General features: G+C 61.2%; 19 protein-coding genes and 2 pseudogenes. 14 read left to right on the plus strand and 7 right to left on the minus strand.

Features of this window, described 5'->3' with window-relative positions; translation table 11 throughout:
* The first annotated feature begins 83 nt into the window (after window positions 1–83).
* Window positions 84–1,787 (plus strand): cation:proton antiporter domain-containing protein, encoded by a 1,704-nt coding sequence (locus tag ACYCUK_RS06070; protein ID WP_461593921.1) that lies wholly within the window; start codon window positions 84–86, stop codon window positions 1,785–1,787.
* A 59-nt stretch (window positions 1,788–1,846) separates the two neighbouring features.
* Entirely contained in the window at window positions 1,847–2,215 is a 369-nt protein-coding gene (locus tag ACYCUK_RS06075) for a hypothetical protein (RefSeq protein ID WP_461593922.1), read from the plus strand.
* On the opposite strand, the pseudogene ACYCUK_RS06080 reads toward ACYCUK_RS06075, so the two are convergent.
* Window positions 2,181–2,832, minus strand: a pseudogene (locus tag ACYCUK_RS06080) (IS630 family transposase); the annotation flags it as partial. The gene ACYCUK_RS06075 and the pseudogene ACYCUK_RS06080 overlap by 35 nt on opposite strands.
* A 280-nt stretch (window positions 2,833–3,112) precedes the next feature.
* On the opposite strand from ACYCUK_RS06080, the gene ACYCUK_RS06085 reads away from it, so the two are divergent.
* Complete coding sequence (locus ACYCUK_RS06085; protein ID WP_461593923.1) at window positions 3,113–4,927, plus strand: GGDEF domain-containing protein; 1,815 nt, start codon at window positions 3,113–3,115, stop codon at window positions 4,925–4,927.
* Between the two features lie 240 nt (window positions 4,928–5,167).
* Here ACYCUK_RS06085 and ACYCUK_RS06090 read toward each other — a convergent pair.
* Window positions 5,168–5,664 (minus strand): annotated as a pseudogene (locus ACYCUK_RS06090) (phage integrase central domain-containing protein).
* Here ACYCUK_RS06090 and ACYCUK_RS06095 point away from each other — a divergent pair.
* Window positions 5,663–5,965, plus strand: a complete 303-nt coding sequence (locus ACYCUK_RS06095) for an H-NS histone family protein (RefSeq protein WP_461593924.1) — start codon at window positions 5,663–5,665, stop codon at window positions 5,963–5,965. The pseudogene ACYCUK_RS06090 and the gene ACYCUK_RS06095 overlap by 2 nt on opposite strands.
* Window positions 5,966–6,265: 300 nt before the next feature.
* Window positions 6,266–7,186, plus strand: a complete 921-nt coding sequence (locus ACYCUK_RS06100) for a 3-dehydroquinate synthase family protein (RefSeq protein ID WP_461593925.1) — start codon at window positions 6,266–6,268, stop codon at window positions 7,184–7,186.
* Window positions 7,187–7,338: 152 nt separating this feature from the next.
* Here ACYCUK_RS06100 and ACYCUK_RS06105 read toward each other — a convergent pair whose 3' ends face one another.
* Complete coding sequence (locus ACYCUK_RS06105; protein WP_461593926.1) at window positions 7,339–8,427, minus strand: polysaccharide deacetylase family protein; 1,089 nt, start codon at window positions 8,425–8,427, stop codon at window positions 7,339–7,341.
* A gap of 498 nt (window positions 8,428–8,925) precedes the next feature.
* On the opposite strand from ACYCUK_RS06105, the gene ACYCUK_RS06110 reads away from it, so the two are divergent.
* From ACYCUK_RS06110 to ACYCUK_RS06150, 9 genes are all read left to right on the plus strand, one after another.
* Window positions 8,926–9,333: a cobalamin B12-binding domain-containing protein gene (locus ACYCUK_RS06110; RefSeq protein WP_461593927.1), complete on the plus strand. Its 408-nt coding sequence runs from the start codon at window positions 8,926–8,928 to the stop codon at window positions 9,331–9,333.
* Window positions 9,334–9,460: 127 nt separating this feature from the next.
* On the plus strand, window positions 9,461–10,810 hold the full coding sequence (locus ACYCUK_RS06115; RefSeq protein WP_461593928.1) for a phenylacetate--CoA ligase family protein: 1,350 nt from the start codon (window positions 9,461–9,463) through the stop codon (window positions 10,808–10,810).
* Window positions 10,807–11,784 carry a methylmalonyl Co-A mutase-associated GTPase MeaB gene (gene meaB, locus ACYCUK_RS06120; RefSeq protein ID WP_461593929.1) on the plus strand — a complete coding sequence of 326 codons (978 nt, stop codon included), beginning with the start codon at window positions 10,807–10,809 and terminating at the stop codon, window positions 11,782–11,784. Before ACYCUK_RS06115 ends, meaB begins: the two co-directional genes overlap by 4 nt.
* Window positions 11,781–13,472, plus strand: a complete 1,692-nt coding sequence (locus ACYCUK_RS06125) for a methylmalonyl-CoA mutase family protein (protein WP_461593930.1) — start codon at window positions 11,781–11,783, stop codon at window positions 13,470–13,472. The genes meaB and ACYCUK_RS06125 overlap by 4 nt, the downstream gene beginning before the upstream one ends.
* Window positions 13,473–13,474: 2 nt before the next feature.
* A complete protein-coding gene (locus ACYCUK_RS06130; RefSeq protein ID WP_461593931.1) occupies window positions 13,475–13,786 on the plus strand; it encodes a hypothetical protein in 312 nt (103 codons plus the stop codon).
* Window positions 13,787–13,812: 26 nt separating this feature from the next.
* Entirely contained in the window at window positions 13,813–14,586 is a 774-nt protein-coding gene (locus ACYCUK_RS06135) for a cob(I)yrinic acid a,c-diamide adenosyltransferase (RefSeq protein WP_461593932.1), read from the plus strand.
* 64 nt (window positions 14,587–14,650) lie between these two features.
* Window positions 14,651–15,712, plus strand: a complete 1,062-nt coding sequence (locus ACYCUK_RS06140; RefSeq protein ID WP_461593933.1) for a gamma carbonic anhydrase family protein — start codon at window positions 14,651–14,653, stop codon at window positions 15,710–15,712.
* Between the two features lie 143 nt (window positions 15,713–15,855).
* Complete coding sequence (locus ACYCUK_RS06145; protein ID WP_461593934.1) at window positions 15,856–16,584, plus strand: GntR family transcriptional regulator; 729 nt, start codon at window positions 15,856–15,858, stop codon at window positions 16,582–16,584.
* A 177-nt stretch (window positions 16,585–16,761) separates the two neighbouring features.
* Entirely contained in the window at window positions 16,762–17,487 is a 726-nt protein-coding gene (locus ACYCUK_RS06150) for a transposase (protein WP_461593950.1), read from the plus strand.
* 193 nt (window positions 17,488–17,680) lie between these two features.
* Here ACYCUK_RS06150 and ACYCUK_RS06155 read toward each other — a convergent pair whose 3' ends face one another.
* From ACYCUK_RS06155 to ACYCUK_RS06170, 4 genes are all read right to left on the minus strand, one after another.
* Window positions 17,681–18,556 (minus strand): class I SAM-dependent methyltransferase, encoded by an 876-nt coding sequence (locus ACYCUK_RS06155; protein WP_461593935.1) that lies wholly within the window; start codon window positions 18,554–18,556, stop codon window positions 17,681–17,683.
* A 78-nt stretch (window positions 18,557–18,634) separates the two neighbouring features.
* The gene (locus tag ACYCUK_RS06160; RefSeq protein WP_461593936.1) at window positions 18,635–19,054 is read right to left on the minus strand and encodes a hypothetical protein; all 420 of its coding nucleotides are present in this window, start codon (window positions 19,052–19,054) and stop codon (window positions 18,635–18,637) included.
* Between the two features lie 6 nt (window positions 19,055–19,060).
* Complete coding sequence (locus tag ACYCUK_RS06165) at window positions 19,061–19,339, minus strand: cupredoxin domain-containing protein (protein ID WP_461593937.1); 279 nt, start codon at window positions 19,337–19,339, stop codon at window positions 19,061–19,063.
* A 240-nt stretch (window positions 19,340–19,579) separates the two neighbouring features.
* The gene (locus ACYCUK_RS06170) at window positions 19,580–19,954 is read right to left on the minus strand and encodes a DUF4148 domain-containing protein (protein ID WP_461593938.1); all 375 of its coding nucleotides are present in this window, start codon (window positions 19,952–19,954) and stop codon (window positions 19,580–19,582) included.
* Window positions 19,955–20,459 lie beyond the last annotated feature (505 nt).

Genomic DNA, 20,459 nt, shown 5'->3' on the forward strand with positions numbered 1-20,459 from the left:
CCGCGAAACGGTTGTTATGCTGCAGTTTGGATTGTTATGCTGCACTTGGGGTGCAGTTGAATTTACGTTAGGCGGCAAGATAAATGCCCCATAGCATTACCTTAATCACCACCATCGCCGCCAGTCTGGGCGTAGCCCTGATCATGGGTCTGATCGCTCACCGACTGAAGCTGCCGGCGCTGGTGGGCTACCTGATTGCCGGGGTCATGCTCGGCCCTGCTACGCCAGGTTTTGTGGCTGACGTTGCACTGTCGAGCCAACTGGCCGAGATCGGTGTCATCCTGCTGATGTTCGGTGTGGGGCTGCACTTCTCCCTCGATGACCTGTTGGCCGTCCGTCGAATCGCCGTGCCCGGCGCAATCGTTCAAATCGCGGTAGCGACGGCCCTCGGTATGGGCGTCGCCACCTTCTGGGGTTGGAGCCTGGGGGCAAGCCTGGTGTTCGGTCTGGCCCTTTCCGTGGCGAGCACGGTCGTGCTCATCCAGGCGCTCGAGCAACGCGGCCTGCTCCAGTCCGTCAACGGTCGGATCGCGGTCGGCTGGCTGATCGTTGAGGACTTGGCGATGGTTCTGGTTCTCGTGTTGCTGCCCCCGCTGGCCGGATGGCTGGGTGGCGGCACAGATGTGCTTGCCGCAAAAGGAATCGACCGCAGCCTGCTGGAAACGCTCATGATCGCCCTCGGGAAGATTTCGATCTTCGTCGCCCTCATGCTGGTGGTCGGACGCCGGATATTCCCGTGGCTGCTCGGCTACGTTGCCGGCACTGGTTCGCGCGAGCTGTTCACCTTGAGCGTGATTGCGGCGGCGGTGGGCATCGCCTACGGCTCCGCGCAACTCTTCGGCGTCTCCTTCGCGCTCGGTGCCTTTTTCGCCGGCATGGTCATGCGAGAATCGCATCTCAGCCATCGGGCCGCGGAAGAGTCGCTGCCGCTCAGAGATGCCTTCTCGGTTCTGTTCTTCGTGTCGGTGGGCATGCTGTTTGATCCGAATGTCCTGATCCAACAGCCGCTGCAGGTGCTCGCCGTCGTCGCGATCATCGTCGTAGGCAAATCGCTGGCCGCCTTCTTGCTGGTCCTCGCCTTCCGCTACCCACTCAACACCGCGCTCACGGTATCGGCAAGCCTCGCGCAGATCGGCGAGTTCTCGTTCATCCTGGCAGGGCTTGGGGTTTCCCTCGGGCTCCTGCCGCGAGAGGGCATGAGCCTCATTCTGGCGGGGGCGCTCATCTCGATCTCGATCAACCATCTGGTGTTCCAGGTAGTCGAACCCGCGCAGGCCTGGATTCGTTCACGCTCGAAGCTCGCGTGCGCCCTGGAACATCCCGATGATCCCCTGGCGGAGTTGCCGACGGCGGTCGAGTCGCGCGAGGTTACGGGCCATGTGGTGCTCGTCGGCTATGGCCGCGTCGGCCGGCGTATCGGCGAAGCGCTGGCCGCACACGGGCTGGCGTACATCGTGGCGGAGCAGAATCGTGAGCTGGTCGAGCAGTTGCGCGAACGCGGAATCCATGCCGTCGCAGGTGATGCCTCGGACCCGGCGGTCCTGGTTCAAGCGCATATTGCGCAGGCGCGGATGTTGGTGATCGCGACCCCCGACACGCTGCGTGCGCGTCGAATGATCGAAATCGCGCGCATGCTTAACCCACGGGTCGAGACTTTAGTGCGCACCCATAGTGAAGAAGAGGCAGCGCTGCTGCGGAACGAGAATGCGGGAGCGGTATTTCTGGGCGAGCACGAGCTTGCGCTCAGCATGACGCGTCATGTGCTGGAAACAGTCGCAGCCAGGTAGAGGACGTACGTTGGACGTACCCGCCATTGTCCAAGTAAGTCGCCTATTGATTCGGCCCCATGAAGATTGAACTTTTTCAGGTGTTCCAGCAGCCCCTGGCGGTTGGGCAGGCCGGTGAAGGCATCATGGTCGGCCAGGAAGTCCTTTTCGATGGCGATGCCCCGGAGCTTGTCGATGAGTTGGCCAATTTGACGAAAGATGCCGTTGAGGTCGGAAAACCACAATATGCGCTGACCCTCGCCGCGATCGCATTCATTGGGCTGCGCCGTGAACTACTTCACATAAAACCCAGCCACAATCCGCTGTTATCGAGAACCCGCAACCCCACCCATCGGCCCGACCACAAATCAAGGGCTTGCGGTTCTATTGAGCTTTCCGTAAATGGCGACATCATCACAGGCCTGCCTGAACCCAGCAAGCGGCGATGATCGACGGGCGCTGCTGAGCACTCCTTGGGCTTGGCGCGTGCGGTGGTGTTGAGATCGTCGAGGTTGTCGGGGCAGAAGTTGGCCAGCGCGTGGCGCTTGAGCCAGGCCAGGCCCACAGGGACTTCACCGGGGTTCAGGTCGGGCGCGTACGGCGGCCAGAACGTCATCTGGAGGTCTGCGCCGGTGGAGTCCAGGTCGCCCGCACCAGCTTGCCGCGGTGCGCCTTCAAGCCGTCCCAGAGGATCAGCAGCGGCTGCTTGAAGTGCGCGCGCAAGGCCTTGAGGAACGCGACGTGCTGCTCCTTCTTGATGCTGCCCTCGTGCAGCCGGAACAGGCCGTCCATGCGCAACAGGCCGGCAATGACCGAGATGTGCATCCAATTGAAGTGAAACTGGATGGCCGGCGTCTGGCCCTTGGGCGCCCAGGTGCGCACCCGCGTGGGCCGCGCACTCAGGCCCGACTCGTCGATGAAGACGATCAGTCGCCCTTGGCGCTTGGTTTTTTTTGAGTCCAGGCCAGGTGCGCTTCCAGACCTGCACCGCTTCCTCATCGCGCTCGAGGGTGCGACGCTCGGGCTTTTGTGCCGAGAACCCCAGGCCGCCCAGGAGGCGCCAGACCGCCAGCAGCAGTCGCCCCGCGCGCAAGCGCCGCCGCACCGCCTCGTCCAATCGCTTCGTGCCCATGTCTCGCACCCCACACTTGCCAAGTGTTGTCGAAACCGCGGCACCAGTCCTGACTGGCGATGTTGGCCGCGCGGCAAAAAGTCAAGCAGGGACAGGTGTGCTCATGCAGCAGATCATCCGGCAGCGACAAATGCGCAGGGCTGCGAGTGTGACAGTCATCAAACCGACACATGCCGGGCTCACTATCTGCAGGAAACCACTTCGCAGCTCCACCATGGCTTCCGCTCTTTCTCTTTCTATCGTGCCGTCGCCCGCCGGCTTGCCGCAGCTCAGCCCCGATTCCGTGCTCGACCATGTGTTGCATACAGGCCAACTGCATGCCGTGTTTCAGCCACTGATCGATCTCCGCAATCGCGCGTTCCACGGTTTCGAAGCCCTGGTGCGAGGGCCGGCAGGTTCGCATCTGGAGCGCCCCGACCAGTTGTTCGAGGCGGCACGCCAATGCGGACGTCTGGCTGAGCTCGACCGTCTTTGCGCGCAGATTGGCATCGAGACCTTCGCGTCCCAAGGGCTGCACGGCCATCTGTTTCTCAACGTCACCGAGGCGCTGTTTGATTCGGGCTGGTTCGCCGAAAAAACCACATTGCAATGGCTTCAAGCCCTGGGGCTTGCGCCCTCGCGGCTGGTGCTGGAGTTGCTCGAGTCCGACGCGCTGGCGCAGGACAGCCATGCCATCGAGCAGGCGCAATTCCTACGCGAACTCGGCTACGGCCTGGCGCTGGATGACCTGGGTCAGGGTTTTGGACGATTTGCCTTATGGAAACGTTTGCGTCCGCGCTATCTGAAGATTGACCGCAGCTTCACTGCCAATCTCGGCGACGACCCCTTCAAGGCAGCCTTCGTGCAGTCCATGCTGCTGCTGGCCGAGGCCAGCCAGTCCATCGTCGTCGCAGAGGGGGTGGAGAGCGAACGCGATTTGCTCACCTTACGTGAACTCGGTGTGCCAATGGCCCAGGGTTATTTCATCGCCCGTCCACACGCCTACCCACCCAGTGAGCCCGCCACCATGACTCGGCGGGTTCTCGACAGCCCGCAGCCAACTCTGCATGCCTTGGCCAGCCGGGGCAGTATTGAGCAATCGGTGCTTGGCCTGGCGCGCAGGGTCGAGCCGGTGCAGCCCGAGACCAAGCTCGAGGTCATCCTGCAGATTCTGGAACAGGACAGAGATTTGATGTCGGTACCTGTGGTCGACGTTGACTGGACCCCGCTTGGGATCATCAATCGCTATGTCTTGGCCGACCGGCTGTTCCGCCCGCATGTGCGCGACCTCTTCGGCAACAAGCCATGCAGCCTGGTCATGAGCAGCGACGTGCTGCGCCTGGATGCCAAGAGCAGCTTGCAGCAGGCCAGCAGCCTGATCGCCGAGTCGAGCTACCGCCATGCCACTGAGGGAGTTCTCGTCACCGACCAGGGACAGTACCGCGGCATCCTGCTCGTGGGCGATCTCCTGCGCCTAGTGACCGAGTTCCAGGTGCAGGCTGCGCGCTATGCCAACCCGCTGACCTTGTTGCCGGGCAATGTGCCGATCAACGACTGCATCGACCGCTGGTTGCGTGAAGGCCAGCGTTTTGCTGCGGCCTATTGCGACATCGACAACTTCAAACCGTTCAACGACAAGTTCGGCTATCGCATGGGCGACGAAATCATCCTGCTGTTGGCCGAACTTCTCAAAACCCATCTGCCGCAGGCCGCGAGCTTCGTCGGCCATGTCGGCGGCGACGATTTCATCGCCCTGTCGCAATCGCCCGCATGGGAGGCCGAGCTGCAGCAGGTCTTGCGTGGCTTCGAGGCTGCCATGGCGGGGTATTTCGAGGCAGGCGTGCTGCATGATGGTGGCTTCTGGGCCGACAACCGGCGTGGCGACGCCGTATTCTTTCCCATCCCCACGCTGTCCATCGGCGCCGTGTGTGTGGATGCGCGCGCTTTCGAGTCGCACCGCGAACTCTCCAATGTGCTGGCCGACATCAAGAAGGCGGCCAAGCGCCTTCCTGGTAATCAGTTGTTTGTCGATCGCAGGCACCATGCCTGAAGCGTGGCCCCGCGTTGGGGTCCATCGCTTTGTCACGGGAGAGTCATGGTCTCATGTTGACTGATGTATCGCGCCTGCACACCCGACACTTACCATGATTCAAGTCAATCCGGCGAGGCCCGCGGATCCTTCCAGATGCATGGCACAAATGAGCGCCGTGCAGCGCGAGGATCTCATCCTGTGCGATGGCGCGGACTGTGGTGCGTGAGATTAGCGCCCTCATCGGCCCGCATCCGCCCTTTACGGGCGCACCTGTCCTATCAAACATCCTCGGTGAGGTCGATATTGGCCAATGCCAAAGCCGTAAACGCCCGCGTGGCGTTCTTGCGCAGCCCGCGATAGCGCACCTTGGTGAATCCCCACAGCCGTTTGACCACGGCAAAGACATGTTCCACCCGAGCGCGGATGCGTGACTTGTTGCGGTTCTTGGCGATGGCATCGCGCATCACCTGCCCGATGAATTGCACGGCGCCGCGCGTTGTTTCCAGCAAGCCGCGTTTCTCAACACGGCGCGCAACAGCAAGTATCTGCGCGGAGGTGATCTCTGCAATGGGCAAGCGGCCAATGTAGGGTAGGGCGTGTTCCTTGGCACGCCCGCGAATACGCATCCACCATATCGGGAGCGTGGCTTGGTGCCTTGCGAGCCGATCAGCCTTGCTACTGGGCTGCTCCCGATATTGCTGTTCCTGGTGTGCAGCGATAAGCTGAGGACATTTTCCAAAAGGGATGCTCCGCATGACACCGACCTACGCCGAACTGCAAGCCCAGATTGCCGCGCTCACCGCTCAGGCCGACGCTGCCCGCCGCGCCGAACTGGCCAGCGTGGTGGCCGAGATCAAGCAAAAGATGGCCGACTACGGCATCACCCTGGAAGACCTGGGCGGCAAGCGTGCCGGCTCACACAAGGGCCGCCCGGTGGCTGCGAAGTACCGTCACCCTTTGACTGGCCAGACCTGGGCGGGACGAGGCAAGCGTCCGCGCTGGCTGGCTGCGGAGATCGCTGCAGGCCAGGACATCACCGCGTTTGCCATCGCCTGAACGAGGCCGCTCAGCGCCTTGTCTGCTTTCCTGGCTCCGCCGACGGCCGTCTCCCCTCTGGGGAATCCTGGCGAGCATGGCCACGATTGGGCATTTCCGATCATGCTGTCCATCCATGGCGATCAAACCTCTCGCACCGCATTGCGGGGTGCCGATTGCTGCCGGCTTTTCAGGCCAACCCGATCGCCGCCACCTGTTACGCACTCGCGTGTCGCCTGCGCAACACCGCAACAAATCGATACCTTTGATTGGGGCGCTGCTGCGTAAAAAGAATGCACCAACCTCGATGAGGAGACGGGGATGCCCGCCATCTATGAAAAAACACCCGCTGGCCGCCAGACCCTGAGCACACGCCAGCCGGCGCTCAGTCGCGCCAGTCGGACCTTGCTCTTGCTCGTCGACGGCCGCAAGAGCGACGAGGAACTGCTCACTCTTCTGGCCAGTACCGAGTTGAGCCTGGAATCGTTGTCTTCTCTGGAAGCGCTGGGCTTGATTGCGGTGCGCCCGCAACCAGCCGCCGACATGCCGATTGCAGAAGAGGCGCAAAGCGCGCCATCGAGCCAGCCGGTCGTCAAAGCACCGCCTGCCAACACCTCGACCTGGGCACGGTTGACCCAGGGACTGCGCAGCGCGTTGCAGGCGCGCGAAGAGTCCCCGCGCGAACGCGCCGCCGGCCTGGCCGAGGTGATCAAGTGCGCCGCTGTGGGCGATGCCGTGTTCTTTGCGTGGCTGGAAGTGAACGTCGATGCGATTCTCTCCCACGACGCCAAGGCGGTGGGGCAGATGGTGCAACAGGCGCAGGCCTTGCGCGAGACCATCGACATTGCGGATCGGGTGCAGCGTCGCGTCCCGCCGCACCTGGATTTCGGGTGGGCCCTGGGCAAGGTGGTCGAGTCGATTTTGGGCTATGGGCGCTACCTGCATGGTGAGGCGCTGGCCCTGGGCATGGTGCTGGCCACGGACATCGGGGCGATTCAGGGCGTGCAGTCCGAGGTCAGTGCCAAGCGGTTGCTGGACTTGCTTGGCCGCTGTGGCTTGCCCATGCGTGTGCCGCGCGTGGCAGCAGCGCGGTGGCTGGAATCGCTTCCGGTGGATCAGGCTGGCGCTGCCGGGCAGGTGCATTGCGTGCTGATCGAGGACATCGGCAAGCCTTTGTCCGCAGCCGTGTCGCGCTCGGTGGTGGTGGAAGCTTTGGAGCGTGCGGGGGCGCTGGCGGGATGAGCCTGGTCTGAACGAGCAGCCCGACGGCGCGAATAGTTGCCTTGCACGTGGGCAAAAGCGACCGTTGCGCGGCCTTGCGCCTTGTCGCTCGCCGACGAGGCGCCAACCCGGCGGCGAGGGGGAAGACCCTGCCGGAGCACGACAAAGGGCGATCACACCGTTCGCACCATCTCGATGCGGACCGATCGCTGCTCGCTTGTCACCACCACCGTAGCGCCGTCATGCGCCAAGTGGATGCCCCGCGTCGGCTTCACCGACCATCCCTGCGGCAACGCCAAACGCGCCTGGACCTGAGCGTAGCCAGCCAGACCGATCGCCACATGCCGATCGGTCACCGACAGATGCGTGACGTCCACGTTCGCGTCCACCAGCCTTGGGATAGCGTCGGGATCGTGACCGCCCGTCGTTACGTCAGCGCGGTTCGCGGCAATGTGAAGATAGCGGAACTCGGCATGCTCGTTCCAACCCGCAACCCCCAAGCTCTGGCCAAGACGGGGCCTGGATGCTTGCGTCGGCTGCCGCCACTGACGCAAATGCGCCCCGCTTTGCAGTCGCCAGCCGTGGCCGTCGACGCGGCGTGCCACAGCCGCATGGCGCCAGTCGAGCACCGAACGCAACCACAGGGTCTCGAACATGGGGTGTAGCGGCTGCGAGAGCGCCCACTGAAACACCTTGTGCAGACTGACCGCCCCGGCATCCCGCGTGACGATGTAGGGGTGGAAGTAAATCTCCACCGGTTTCAGCCGTCTTGGGTTCTCGGTCATCTCGAACGTCTCGATGACGTTCTCAAACCCAAAATAGGGGCCTTTCCAGTTGTTCGTGTAATCCTCTTCGTCGGAACACGCGGCATAGATCTGGAACCACTTGCCCTTGGGCACCCCAAGGGGCCACACCGCGGTGAGCGACGGGTTCTGGGGCCGCATCGTGACCCCGCCGCCGTTGACGTTGAGCAGGCCTGATGCGTCGCACAGCGCCACGGCATGGTTCGGCGGTTTGCAGTCCCCGGGCCAGAGCAAGGCCTTGCAGGGCTTGTCGGGTGGCGCGAGCTTTTGTTCGATGTAGTCGCGCGCACCGACCACTTCTTCGTGGGTGCTGAACGCGTAACCCGGAAACGGCAGGAAATTCCCGTAGGGGTAGTCTTTCGAAATCTGTCCCCGACAGTGGCATTTCGCCGCCTCGATCCAGTTGAAGGGATGCGACCAGGTATGACTGCCGACCTCGATGTTGGGAAGCGCAAACATCTTGCGTGCGCTTGTAACCACACATGAGAGGATGAGCATCATATCTAATCTATTGAACGCTACTTTGTATCAAGTGGCCGGTCGATGCCGGTCGGTGACAGAGGGGGTGCACGATGAGCGATGACAGCGACGACCAACCATCGCCATTTGATGGGCTGATGACGCGGCCGCGGGCCACCCGGCCAGCCCAAGAAGTCTCAAGGCGAAGGCGGCGGCCACGCACACGCCAAACGGCAAGACCACGAAGCGTGTCAAGGAATTGGCCGAGCTGTCGCTGGGCTCACTGCACGCGCGTGCCAGCGGCACGACGCGGCATCAGCCGCGCGGGTTTGCAACCCTCGACAAGCACATCCCGCCGCCCTACATGAAGGGGTAGCGTCGGCGGACCTAGGGTAAACCTGAATGCAGCCATGTGCGACACGGCACCAGAATACAAGAATACCGAAGACGAAATGCAGAATGCAAGATGTCGCGACTGCAAACGAAAGGAATGCCTTCATGACGAACAAGATTCGCGTGTTACTTGCCAAGGTCGGCCTCGATGGCCATGACCGAGGCGTCAAGATCGTCGCACGCTGCCTGCGCGACGCTGGCATGGACGTCGTCTACACCGGTTTGCACCGGTCGCCTGAAGAAGTTGTGGCTGCCGCAGTGCAGGAAGACGTCGATGTGCTGGGTGTCAGTCTGTTATCTGGCGCGCACATGACGATCTTCCCCAAGATCATCAGTGGGCTCAAGGCACGCGGGGTCGACGACATGATCCTCGTTGGCGGCGGCGTCATGCCCGATGAAGATGTTTTGGCGCTGAAGCAAATGGGCGTGCACGAAGTTCTTCTGCAGGACACTGCGCCCAACACGATCATCCAGACGATCGAACGCCTCGTCGCAGAGCGCGGCGAGCGATGAGCCAATGCGTTACCGCTCGAGGGCACTAGCGATGCAAGCGATGGAGTCATGGAGCTGGCCTCCGCGTTACGACAACACGTACCGCCCCACGGACGGCAGCCGTTACTGGTTTCCCGTCAGAGAGACCATGGATGCCGGCGAGCGCGATGAAGCCATCGTGCAACGCCTAAGAGAAGTCTGCGACTACGCCTACAGCAGTTGCGCGTTCTACCGCGTCAAGTGGGATGATGCGAGCTTTCATCCGAGCCAAGTCCGATCCCTGGAAGACTTCGAGCGCCGCTGCCCGGTGGTCACGAAGGCGGACCTGCGCGCTGCGCAACACCGCGCCCCGCCCTTTGGCGACTACCTTTGCATCCCCGAGAGCGAGATCTTCCACATCCACGGCACGTCAGGCACAACGGGGCACCCGACTGCATTTGCCATCGGCCGTGACGACTGGCAGAGCATGGCCAACGCGCACGCACGCGTCATGTGGGGAATGGGAATCCGGCCGGGCGACATTGTCTTTGTCGCCGCCATCTTGAGCCTTTACATGGGTAGCTGGGGCGCGCTTGCCGGCGCAGAACGACTGGGCGCCAAAGCATTCCCCTTTGGTGCCGGAGCGCCAGGAATGTCCTCGCGAGCGGTGCAGTGGCTAAACATGATGAGGCCCCAGGCCTTCTATGGCACGCCTTCGTATGCGCTGTACTTGGCCGAGACGGCAACGAAAGAGGGCCTGAGCGCCGCAGACTTCGGCGTCGAGCGGATGTTCTTTTCCGGTGAACCGGGTGCTTCCGTGCCGGGCGTACGCAATCGCATCAAGGAGGCGTATAAGGCTGAGGTCTTCGACTGCGGATCGATGGCCGAGATGTCGCCCTTCATGAACGTGGCGGCATCAGCTGAGTCGTCAATGGGCATGCTCTGCTGGCAGGATGTCTGCTACACGGAGGTGTGCGACCCGGCTACCTTCGAGCGCGTTCCCTATGGGCAGCGTGGCACGCCGGTCTACACGCATCTGGAGCGCACTTCGCAGCCCATGATCCGGTTGATCTCCGGAGACCTCGCGCTCTGGACCAACGAGAAGACACCCTGCGGGCGCACGTATCCCAGACTGCCTCAGGGCATCTTCGGCCGCATTGATGACATGTTCACCATACGCGGTGAAAACGTCTATCCGAGCGAGATCGATGCGGCGTTGAGCAAGCTGGACGACTACGGCGGCGAACACCGCATCGTGATCAGTCGCGACGGTCACATGGATGAGCTGCTGCTTCGAGTGGAAGCCACGCCGGACCTGACCGCCAAGGGCGCTCAGGCATTGGAGGCGTTCAGGAGCCAGGTGGCTGCCTCGGTGCATACCATGCTCGGGCTGCGCACGATGATCGAAGTCGTAGAACCCGGAACTTATCCGCGCACCGACTTCAAGGCACGCCGGGTCATCGACGACCGCGAGGTCTTCAGGCAGATGGCCCAACGCCTGACCTCAAGCACCGCATGATGGCCACGCCTGTACGCTCCGACGCGCTTGTCGAGCGCGCACTTGCAGGCGACAACGCGGCCATGGCGCGCCTGATGAGCCGCGCCGAGGCCGCCTCGCCGGAGTGTCGTCCTGCGTTCGCGCGCCTGTACGCCAAGGCGGGCAGGTCGCGTGTCATCGGCATCACAGGCGTGCCGGGCAGTGGAAAGTCCACCTTGGTTTCGATGCTCACGCTGAAACTGCGTGCGCTGGGCAAGCGTGTCGGAATCATCGCCGTCGACCCTTCCAGCCCCTACTCCGGCGGTTCCATCATGGGAGACCGTATTCGCATGTCGGAACTCGTCAACGACGAGGGCGTATTCATCCGAAGCATGGCTACACGCGGTGCCCACGGCGGCATGGCGCGCGCCTCGCTGGAAGCGGTCGACGTTCTCGACGCCGCCGGATTCGACTATGTCGTCATTGAGACCGTCGGCGTCGGTCAGGCTGAAGTCGAGATTGCGAGGGCCGCTCACACCGTCGTTGTCGTATCGGCACCTGGCCTGGGCGACGACATTCAGGCCATCAAGGCAGGCATCCTGGAAATTGCGGACATCCACGTTGTCAGCAAGTGCGACCGTTCGGACGCCAACCGTACGATCAGTGATCTCAAGGCAATGCTCACCATGGGTCTGTCGTTGGATGGCAGTAGCTTGTGGCAGCCTCCCGTGGTTCCCACCAGCTCTGCCAAGGGCGAGGGGTTCGAGCAGTTGATCGAATGTCTTGATCGCCATTCGCAGCACATGCGCAACTCCAGCGCAGGGCAGCAGCGCCTGCGCAGAATCGCAGAGTTTCGAATGCTCAAGACCGCGGAAGACCTGCTGGCCCAGCGATTTCTGGATGCGCGTCAGAGCACCTTGACCGCAATCTCCGCACGACTCTCAGATCGCCAGATCTCCCCATACCAAGCCGCAGAGCAGCTGCTTGCCGGCTTCAACCTTCAAGGACAAGCATGAACACCAAGCCTGCGACCGAAGCCAAACAATCGCTGCAAGCACAAGTCAAGGAATGGGAGGCTACAGAGGTTGCCGCGTTCCTTGCCAAGCAAACGGAGAAGAAGGAGCAGTTTTTCACCTACGGGGGCTTTCCGCTGAAGCGCACATACACAGCGCTTGACATCGAGGACCGCCCGGTTGAGGACATCGGCCTGCCAGGCCGATACCCGTTCACACGTGGACCGTACCCGACGATGTATCGCAGCCGCACGTGGACGATGCGCCAGATCGCTGGTTTCGGGACCGGAGAAGACACCAACAAGCGGTTCAAATACTTGATAGCGCAGGGTCAAACCGGCCTATCCACGGACTTTGACATGCCCACCTTGATGGGCTACGACTCTGACCACCCGATGTCGGAAGGTGAGGTGGGGCGCGAAGGCGTGGCGATCGACACACTCGCCGACATGCAAGCACTGCTGGACGGCATCGACCTTGAGAAGATTTCGGTGTCGCTCACCATCAACCCGTCGGCCTGGATCCTTCTGGCGATGTATGTGGCACTTGCGCAGAAGCGCGGCTACGACATGAACAAGCTGTCGGGCACGATCCAGGCGGACATCCTCAAGGAATACATGGCGCAGAAGGAGTACGTTTTTCCGATCGCGCCATCGGTGCGCATCGTGCGTGATTGCATCACGTACTGCGCGAAGAACATGAAACGTTACAACCCGATCAACGTATCGGGCTATCACATCTCCGAAGCTGGCTCGTCGCCCTTGCACGAAGTGGCGTTCACAATGTGCAACCTGGTCACCTATGTCGAAGCGGTGCTGGAGACCGGCATGCGGGTGGACGAGTTCGCGCCTCGCCTGGCGTTCTTCTTCGTGTGCCAAACAGATTTCTTCGAAGAGATCGCCAAGTTCCGCGCTGCACGTCGTGTCTACGCAAAGATCATGCGTGATCGCTTCGGCGCCACGAATCCGGAATCGATGCGACTGCGGTTCCACTGTCAAACGGCAGCCGCCACGCTGACCAAGCCGCAATACAAGATCAACATCGTTCGCACTGCGATTCAGGCCCTGTCGGCGGTGTTGGGTGGTGCACAAAGTCTGCACACCAACGGAATGGATGAGGCTTTCTCGATTCCGACCGAGGAGGCGATGAAGATCGCGCTGCGAACGCAACAGATCATCGCTGAAGAGGCGCACGTCACGGAGGTCGTGGATCCGGTCGGCGGTTCGTACTACGTCGAGCACCTCACCAACGAGTACGAGCGCAGGGTCTTCGAGATCATGGAGGAGGTCGAGAACAACGGCGGCACCATCAAGCTGATCGAGGAAGGATGGTTCCAGCGCCACATCGCGGACTTCTCCTACGAGCAGGCGCTGAACAAGCAAAGCGGGGATAAACCAGTGATTGGCGTGAACCGATTCCAGGAACCCGGCGAGGTGGCTGACCTGGAAACTCATCCACATGATCCGACTGCCGAGCGGAGGCAGATCGAGCGACTCCAGCGCATCCGGCGCGAGCGCGACGGCGTGAAGATCAACACGTTGCTCGATGATCTGGTGGCGGTGGCCAAGGATGAAAAACAAAACATCATGCCGGTCACGATCGAACTCGTGCGCGCTGGTGCAAGCATGGGTGACATCATCGAGCGCCTCAAGTCCATCTGGGGAACCTATCGCGAAGTGCCGGTGTTCTGACCATGCATGAGGAAGATGTTGTCCGACCACTTCTCACGCGTCAGGAAATCCGACGCCTGAAGAAGGAGATCGCGGCCACAGGGAGCGCTCACGCTGCCGAGCAATTGCTTGTCGACAGTACGCGCAAAGGGCACGACAAACTGGCCCTGCATCGCTACGCTCTCCTGCGTCGGCTTGATCCGACGCGATGTGCAGCCTTTGAAGGCTACTGCAGCGCCGTGGCGGCGAGTTTGAGTCCAGAAGACGTTCAGCGCGCCTTCGAGCACATGGATCGCGCCTGGAAGACCCGGGCCGTGTCTTTTCGACAGCCTTGATCGCCCACAGGGCGCTGGGGAACCCTATGAATATTGATCGATTGTCTGTGGTTGGGGTAGGAACCATGAGCAACGGCATGGCGCAGGTCTGCGCACTTGCTGGCATGGAAGTCAGCTTGATCGACGTGTCTGGCGCCGCGCTCGAGCGGGCACCGCCCACAATCGAAAAGAACCCCTTCAACGCCAAGCGGCCAAAGCGACGATCAACAGTGGAGAACTCCGACATGAGCCATCGCTTGAGTCAGATCACAACCAAGACCGGTGACACTGGTGAAACCTCACTTGCTGGCGGCACTCGCGTAGGGAAGAACAGCCCATACGTCTGTGCTTTGGGTGCCGTCGACGAAGTGAACTCCATGCTTGGTTTGCTGATGAGCAAGGTCGTCGATCCCGATATCCAGCGTGTGATCGCAATGGTTCAGAACGACTTGTTCGATTTGGGCGCAGAACTTTGTCAGCCCGGAAAACTTGTTCTTTCGAGTGAGAGCGTCGACTATGTGGGTCAAGAGATCGAGCGATTCAACGCTGGCCTTCCACCTCTGGCGGAATTCCTTCTTCCTGGCGGATCCGAGCCGGCAGCAATCTGTCACATTGCGCGAACGACGTGTGGTTCGGCCGAACGCGCGATCGTTTCCCTCGAACAGATTGATCCCATCGCATCGTCGGCGCGAGTGCCGTACCTGAACCGCCTTTCCGATCTCCTCTTTGTACTGGCTCAGGTATTGAACAGGCACGCCGGCGTGGCCGAGGTCTATTGGCCATCCACTGCTGGTCGTACAACAAGGGTCGGAAGTACTTGAGGCTGAGGCGTGTGGACACAGGTCGGTGGACTGGAAGCGCGGGGGGCAGTTGGCGATGCGAACCATGAGCGCGCTTGAGGCCTCCCCCTTCGTGCTTGAGTACATGGGGGTTCGACCCGCCTTCAACGGGCCCGCGCGCTCCAGCGGGTTTGGGAGTGCCGTACTTGGACGGGTAACGTTGGGCAACGACGCCATACTCGGGCCGTTTGCCGTCCTGCGTGGTGATGGCCATGCGGTCGAAGTCGGGGACAACTTGTATCTCGGCCTGCATAGCACGGTGCACATCGCGCACGAGCTCTATAGTGCGAAGCTCGGAGCGCGTGTCACCATCGGATCTAACTCAGTCGTCCACGCGTGCACCGTGGGCGATGACTGCGTCATCGAGGAAAACGTCGCAGTACTGGATGGCGCGATTGTCGGAAAGGGCTGCGCCGTAGCTGCCGGGTCAGTGGTCTTTCCCCGAAGCGTGTTGCCCCCCGGGCAGTGGTGTGAGGGGTCGCCTGCGGTACCAATGCGACCTCTAGCTTCAGTCGAATTGCACGAGCTGCATAAACGCGTACGAGCTGACGGGCTGATGGGTTCGTCAAAGGCGATTGAGCGGGTTGCGAACTCGGTCGCAATCAGCGGCGGCGACCACGGCTACGTGGCGGCGACTGTTACGGGCTCAGGCACCCTTCGCATGGGGGAAAGTAGCAGCCTCTGGTTTGGCTGCGTCTTAGAGTCCGGCGCGCTCGGTGTCACCATCGCCTCGGGCGCGAACGTTCAGGACAATACTGTTCTGCGTTCCGAGGAGCACCTGGTAAGGGTCGGCGAAGGGTCAACGATTGGGCACAACGTGCTGTTGCATGACTGCATCGTTGGGGCGCGCGTCCTGGTCGGCATGGGGAGTACCTTGGCACCTGGCACCGTCGTCATGGACGACACTTTCGTTGCCGCGGGGTCATGTACCGCTCCAGGACAAGTACTCAAGAGCGGGTGGTTGTGGGGCGGCCGTCCGGCGCGCGCCATGTCCCGCATGAACGACCGCATGCATCAAGTCATTCAGGTATCGGCCGAGATCTATCGCGAGTACGCGGCTGAGTTTGCGGCCAACCAGGAGGCTGTTCTGCGCGGTGCGGATCGCTGAACCGTCGTCAGGTGGATCGTCCACCGAGCGCGTCGCATTGAAGTGCATGGTCACGCGCGAGTGGCGCCCGGACGATTCTGTAGGTCCCTGTATAGTTCCCACGGTTGGCGAGCTTGAACACTTTATTGCCATCAAAGCACACCATGGAAGTTGTTCGTAGGTCCGATATGCCCATTGCACCGATCACGTTTCAAGCGCAACACCGCAGCATTCAGATCAGCATTCCGCAGACGTCGCCGTCCCTGTATGAGCAGGTCTATTCATCGATTCTGGAGGCAATATGCGGAGGGATCCTTCGTCCAGGCGATCGTCTCAATCAGGACGAGCTTGCCGCCAGACTGAACGTGTCACGTCAACCCGTGACGCAGGCGCTGACGGTACTCAGATCGCAGGATTTCGTGCAGGACTCCGGCCGTCGAGGCTTGCTAGTGGCACCGATACGTCGAGCTTTTTTCGAGTCGCTCTATGAGCTGCGCGAGTCGCTTGACCCCATGGCGGCAAAGCTGGCCGCTCGACACAGCGACAAGCTGTCGCGGGAGCGTGCAGACGCGTTGATGGAGCGCGGGCATGCCGCTCTGCGAGATGGACGTATCGCGGAACTCACAAGTGCCGACATGTCATTTCACATGTGGATATATGAGTCGGCCGGCAATCCGCTGCTTCTGGAGACACTGCGCCTCTATTGGAATCACCTACGGCGGGCAATGGTTACCGTGCTTGAGCCGTCGACCGTTCGTGATCGAGTGTGGGACGAGCACGCGCGAATCCTCGATGCAGTCCTGAGCGGCGACCAGCAGGAAGCTGAAAGGCTCTCGCTGCTCCATATTCAGCAGGCAGCTCAGCGGGTTGTCGGCAACCTGCCATCGACCTGACATCGACGCGATTCGCAGCAAGGGGCTGCATCCATCGCGCGAGGTGAATCGAGCTCATGTGTTGTCGTGCCTGGATCGAGGCATCCCGGAGGCGTAAATCATGGCGGTGCTCGGAATCGGGCGCACCGCCGTGTGGCGTGCTCGGGCGGCTATTTGCAGGGTGGAGTCGACTTGGCGGTGTTCGACGTTGCGCGATCGGGCCGGCCGCGCCAGTACGACACCGACGCCAAAGCTCGGGTGACGGCGCTGGCTTGCACGACCCCGCCAGGAACATGGCCTGGGCACTGTGAGCCGGGAGACCGTGCGGCGCATGCTCAAAAAAACGACCTCAAGACCTGGCGCAGGATGATGTGGTGCATCGCCGCCTTCACCGAGGAAGACCGGCACCGCATGTACGCCTTGCTTGAACTGTACGCCCGCCCGCTGTCCAAGGCTGAACCCGTGATCTGCATCGACGAGAAGAGTCTGCAACTCCTCGCCCACAGCCGCGATCCGCTGCCGATGGCTGCGCACAGCCCGACCAAGCAGGACGACGAGTACGTGCGCAACGGCACGACCCATCTGTTCGTGGCCGTCGAGCCCAAGGCCGGTCAGCGAATCGTCGAAGTCACGCAGCAGCGGGGCAAGATCGACTTCGTTGCCTTCGTCAGCGATCTGTTGACCCATGCGTACGCCAAGGCGCGTCGCGTTTACCTGGTGCTGGACAACCTGAACACCCACTTCAGGAAGTCCTTCGACGATGCCCTGGGCAAGCGCGCGGCGGCAAAGCCCTTGCGCCGCGTGCAGTTCCACGACACACCCAAGCACGCGAGCTGGCTGAGCATGGCGGAGATCGAATCGGCATCCTCAGTCCGCCAGTTTGGGTGGCCATCAGGGCGAGGAGGGCGGCCGCCTCGTCATTGAGTCGGGGCACCCGGGGAATACGGATTCGACCCGTTGCTGGCCCGCATCACACCCGAAAACCTGCACGGCGAGGCGAATTTCGGCCCCGCCGTTGGCGAGGAAGCCTTCTGATGGTGTGCCAGCGGTGCGCCAATCCCTGCGGAACTGGCGCACGCCGAGTGGGGCGCCGTTCAACCCCTGCGTTTGTTCAAAGTCAGGGCTTTCTTGCGACGAGCAGTAACGATCCCCCCATCGGCAGGGAAACTCCCATCCTGATCGGCCAACGTTCAATTTCGAGCAAAACTTGCAAGATTCGATTGGTGAATTTCCCGATTCGGAACCCTTCATCAACTGGGTTCTTTGATTTTTTCGAATTTCTCTGCAGCAACCGTGAAATCACCATGAGGGGGAGGAGCAAAAAAACAAATGAGGTGACGCGGTGCACGCGAAAGCCCGCCGCCTCAACTTTGCGCACCAATTCGGCGCGCGAGTAGCGTCGTTTGTGGCCAGCATATTCATCTGTGCTGCTCCATAACCATTGATGCTGTGGCACAGTCAAGAAGATCCCACCGCCCGGTTTACATGCACAATACATCTGCTGAAGGACTCTCTCGTCGAGATCGATATGCTCCAGTACGTCAAACGCTCCGATAATGTCAAATTCCTCCTCAAATGGTATGGATCTGGCGTCCATTTGAATCAAATTTGCCTCGACGGAGAGTGTCGACGCATGGTGCAGTCCCTCGAGCGAGGCCTCACTGCCGCATAGCGTCAGGCCCGGAAAATTTTTCTGGATATCCGATAGAATAAACCCGTTTCCACAGCCAATTTCCAACATGCTTGTTGAATATGGAAACTCGGATTTGAGAAAATCCATGATTATTTTTCTGCGCACGACAAACCAAAAATGATGAGTTTCTATCGCAGCGCATTCTGAAAATAAAGCAACATGATAACCGTCATTCATCTCCACCATATTGGGTGCCAGAATCACGAATCCGTCTTTTTGTGGCGGCATATACCCACACACGAGACACTTCCAGCCAGCGCCCTCACACTGTTTGCTGCTGCATTTCACACAGGTTTTCATGACGAATCTCCCAAGCAACTGAACGCAATGCCGCGGACGCGGCACGACCCCGCCCGAAGAGGCGGCGCAGCGAGTGGTTCAGTTCTGGGAGATCGGGGGTCTTAGCGAGACCCTGCCGTGCGCAATCGCAAGCTGCCACGGCGCAATGGAGCCAGCAATTTGCTTGCCCGGATCGAGGAGGCAACGCCCGTGCCGTGAAAATGCCGCAGCTCCGTCGCAGGACGAGGCACAAACATCGTTGTTGCAGCCGCACTTGCACGCGTTGGAGTCGTTCGGGCTGCCGGGACTGGCGGGCTCGCCTGAAGCGTCATGGCCCCTGCCGTGGGCAGCTTCCGGGCTTTGCACAGTGGCGTCGTGCCCGGCGCCAGGCAGGTTTTCCGCTTCGTATGGAGTCGTGTGCTTGCAATGCGCGCCGTTCATGAGCGAAGCCCAGCCGGCAGTGGGGACGGCCACGCACAGCAACAGGATCAGGATCGGAATGACGCGCAGCTTTTGCATGGGCACTCAGCGGGCGACTTGACCGGCAGCAACCCACGCCGCAAAGTGTCCGGGGAGGTGACAGCCATACTTAAAAGCATGCCGACTTTGGTGAACGTCCAGATCAGCGAAGCAGTCTTTCCGGGCGCGACACTGACGCCGTTGGGATGCTCCATCTTCATGTTCGGCAGCCTCGCCAAGCACAGATTCGTGGTCGAGCTTGCCCATGTTGGCGACCTCGAATTCGGCGGTTTCGCCAGCCTTCACCGTCAAGTCCGTGGTGGTGACCTTGATGATGCGGGTCACTTGGGATGAGGCGTCAGGATGCCCAAGCCAGTCGCTCTCGCCGTGGAACTCCCCGTGCATGCCCTTCATGCCTGCGAATGTTCGTGCCCACTGCCGGCAGCGAGCGCCAGCGCGGGAAAAGCGAGCAGAGTGCCCGTCGGATCCGACATGCCGGACTGACGGGCATCTCGACAGCCGGTCTGGGCGCCGCGACGAAGCCGCGTGGCTTGCCGTTTGGCAAAGCCCGGACGCGTGGCATCCTCAACCGCCGGTGTATAGTTCCCGAGCCATCTGCCGTTCTTCAGCCGTCATATTCAGATCCGGCCGGGGAGTGCTGTGGTCGAAGCGATCGGCGTGCAGCAGCTGTCCATTTTGCAGTTTGTAGGCGTGGGGCACGATTGCCCAGCCGATCCCGCCGCCGACCTGGCGCCAATAACCATCTGCCGAGACGGGGTTGCGGCGAAAGGCATCGAGTTCGCGCTGCACCTGCTCGCGCGTTTGGGTGCCTGGGGCATCGTGGAAGACGATGCCGATCTCGCCGGGGGCGGAGTGAACGGGCTGTGCGGCATACGCGGCCAGGGGCGCGACCAGGGCGCCGGCCAGCAACAGACTCGGAACAAATTTGCAGGTTTTCATGACTGACTCCTTTCGAGAGGGGAAATGGCCCGGTCGGGCCCTGCTGAAATCGGTTTCAGCATGGGTTCCACTCTAGTATGCCGACCATGACGGAGGGCCTACCGGGGCATTACAAATCGGTCATATCCCGTAATCTTGTAATCCTGAAAGGCGGACAAGTCTTCAGGCAGATTGGGGTTGGCATCGCTCATCGCTCCAAACTGACCAGGAGATTTAGCGCGATTCTGCGCAAGTGCGAGCACGATTGGGAATGGCTGGACAAGGCAGCCAAGATTCGGATGCTGAAGGAGCCGATTCGGCGCATTCGCTTCTTGACGCGGGACGAGGCGCAACGACTCCTGGCCGAGTTGCCAGCGTGTCTTGCGGACATGGCAGCGTTTTCGTTGGCGACCGGTTTACGGGCATCCAATGTGAGCGGTGTGCAATGGTCGCAAGTCGATATGGCGAGATGGGCTCTATGCCGTTTCGCGTGGAAAGCAACAATCACAATAGCTGGTGGCAGTTG

The organism is Thiomonas sp. (assembly GCF_054608695.1).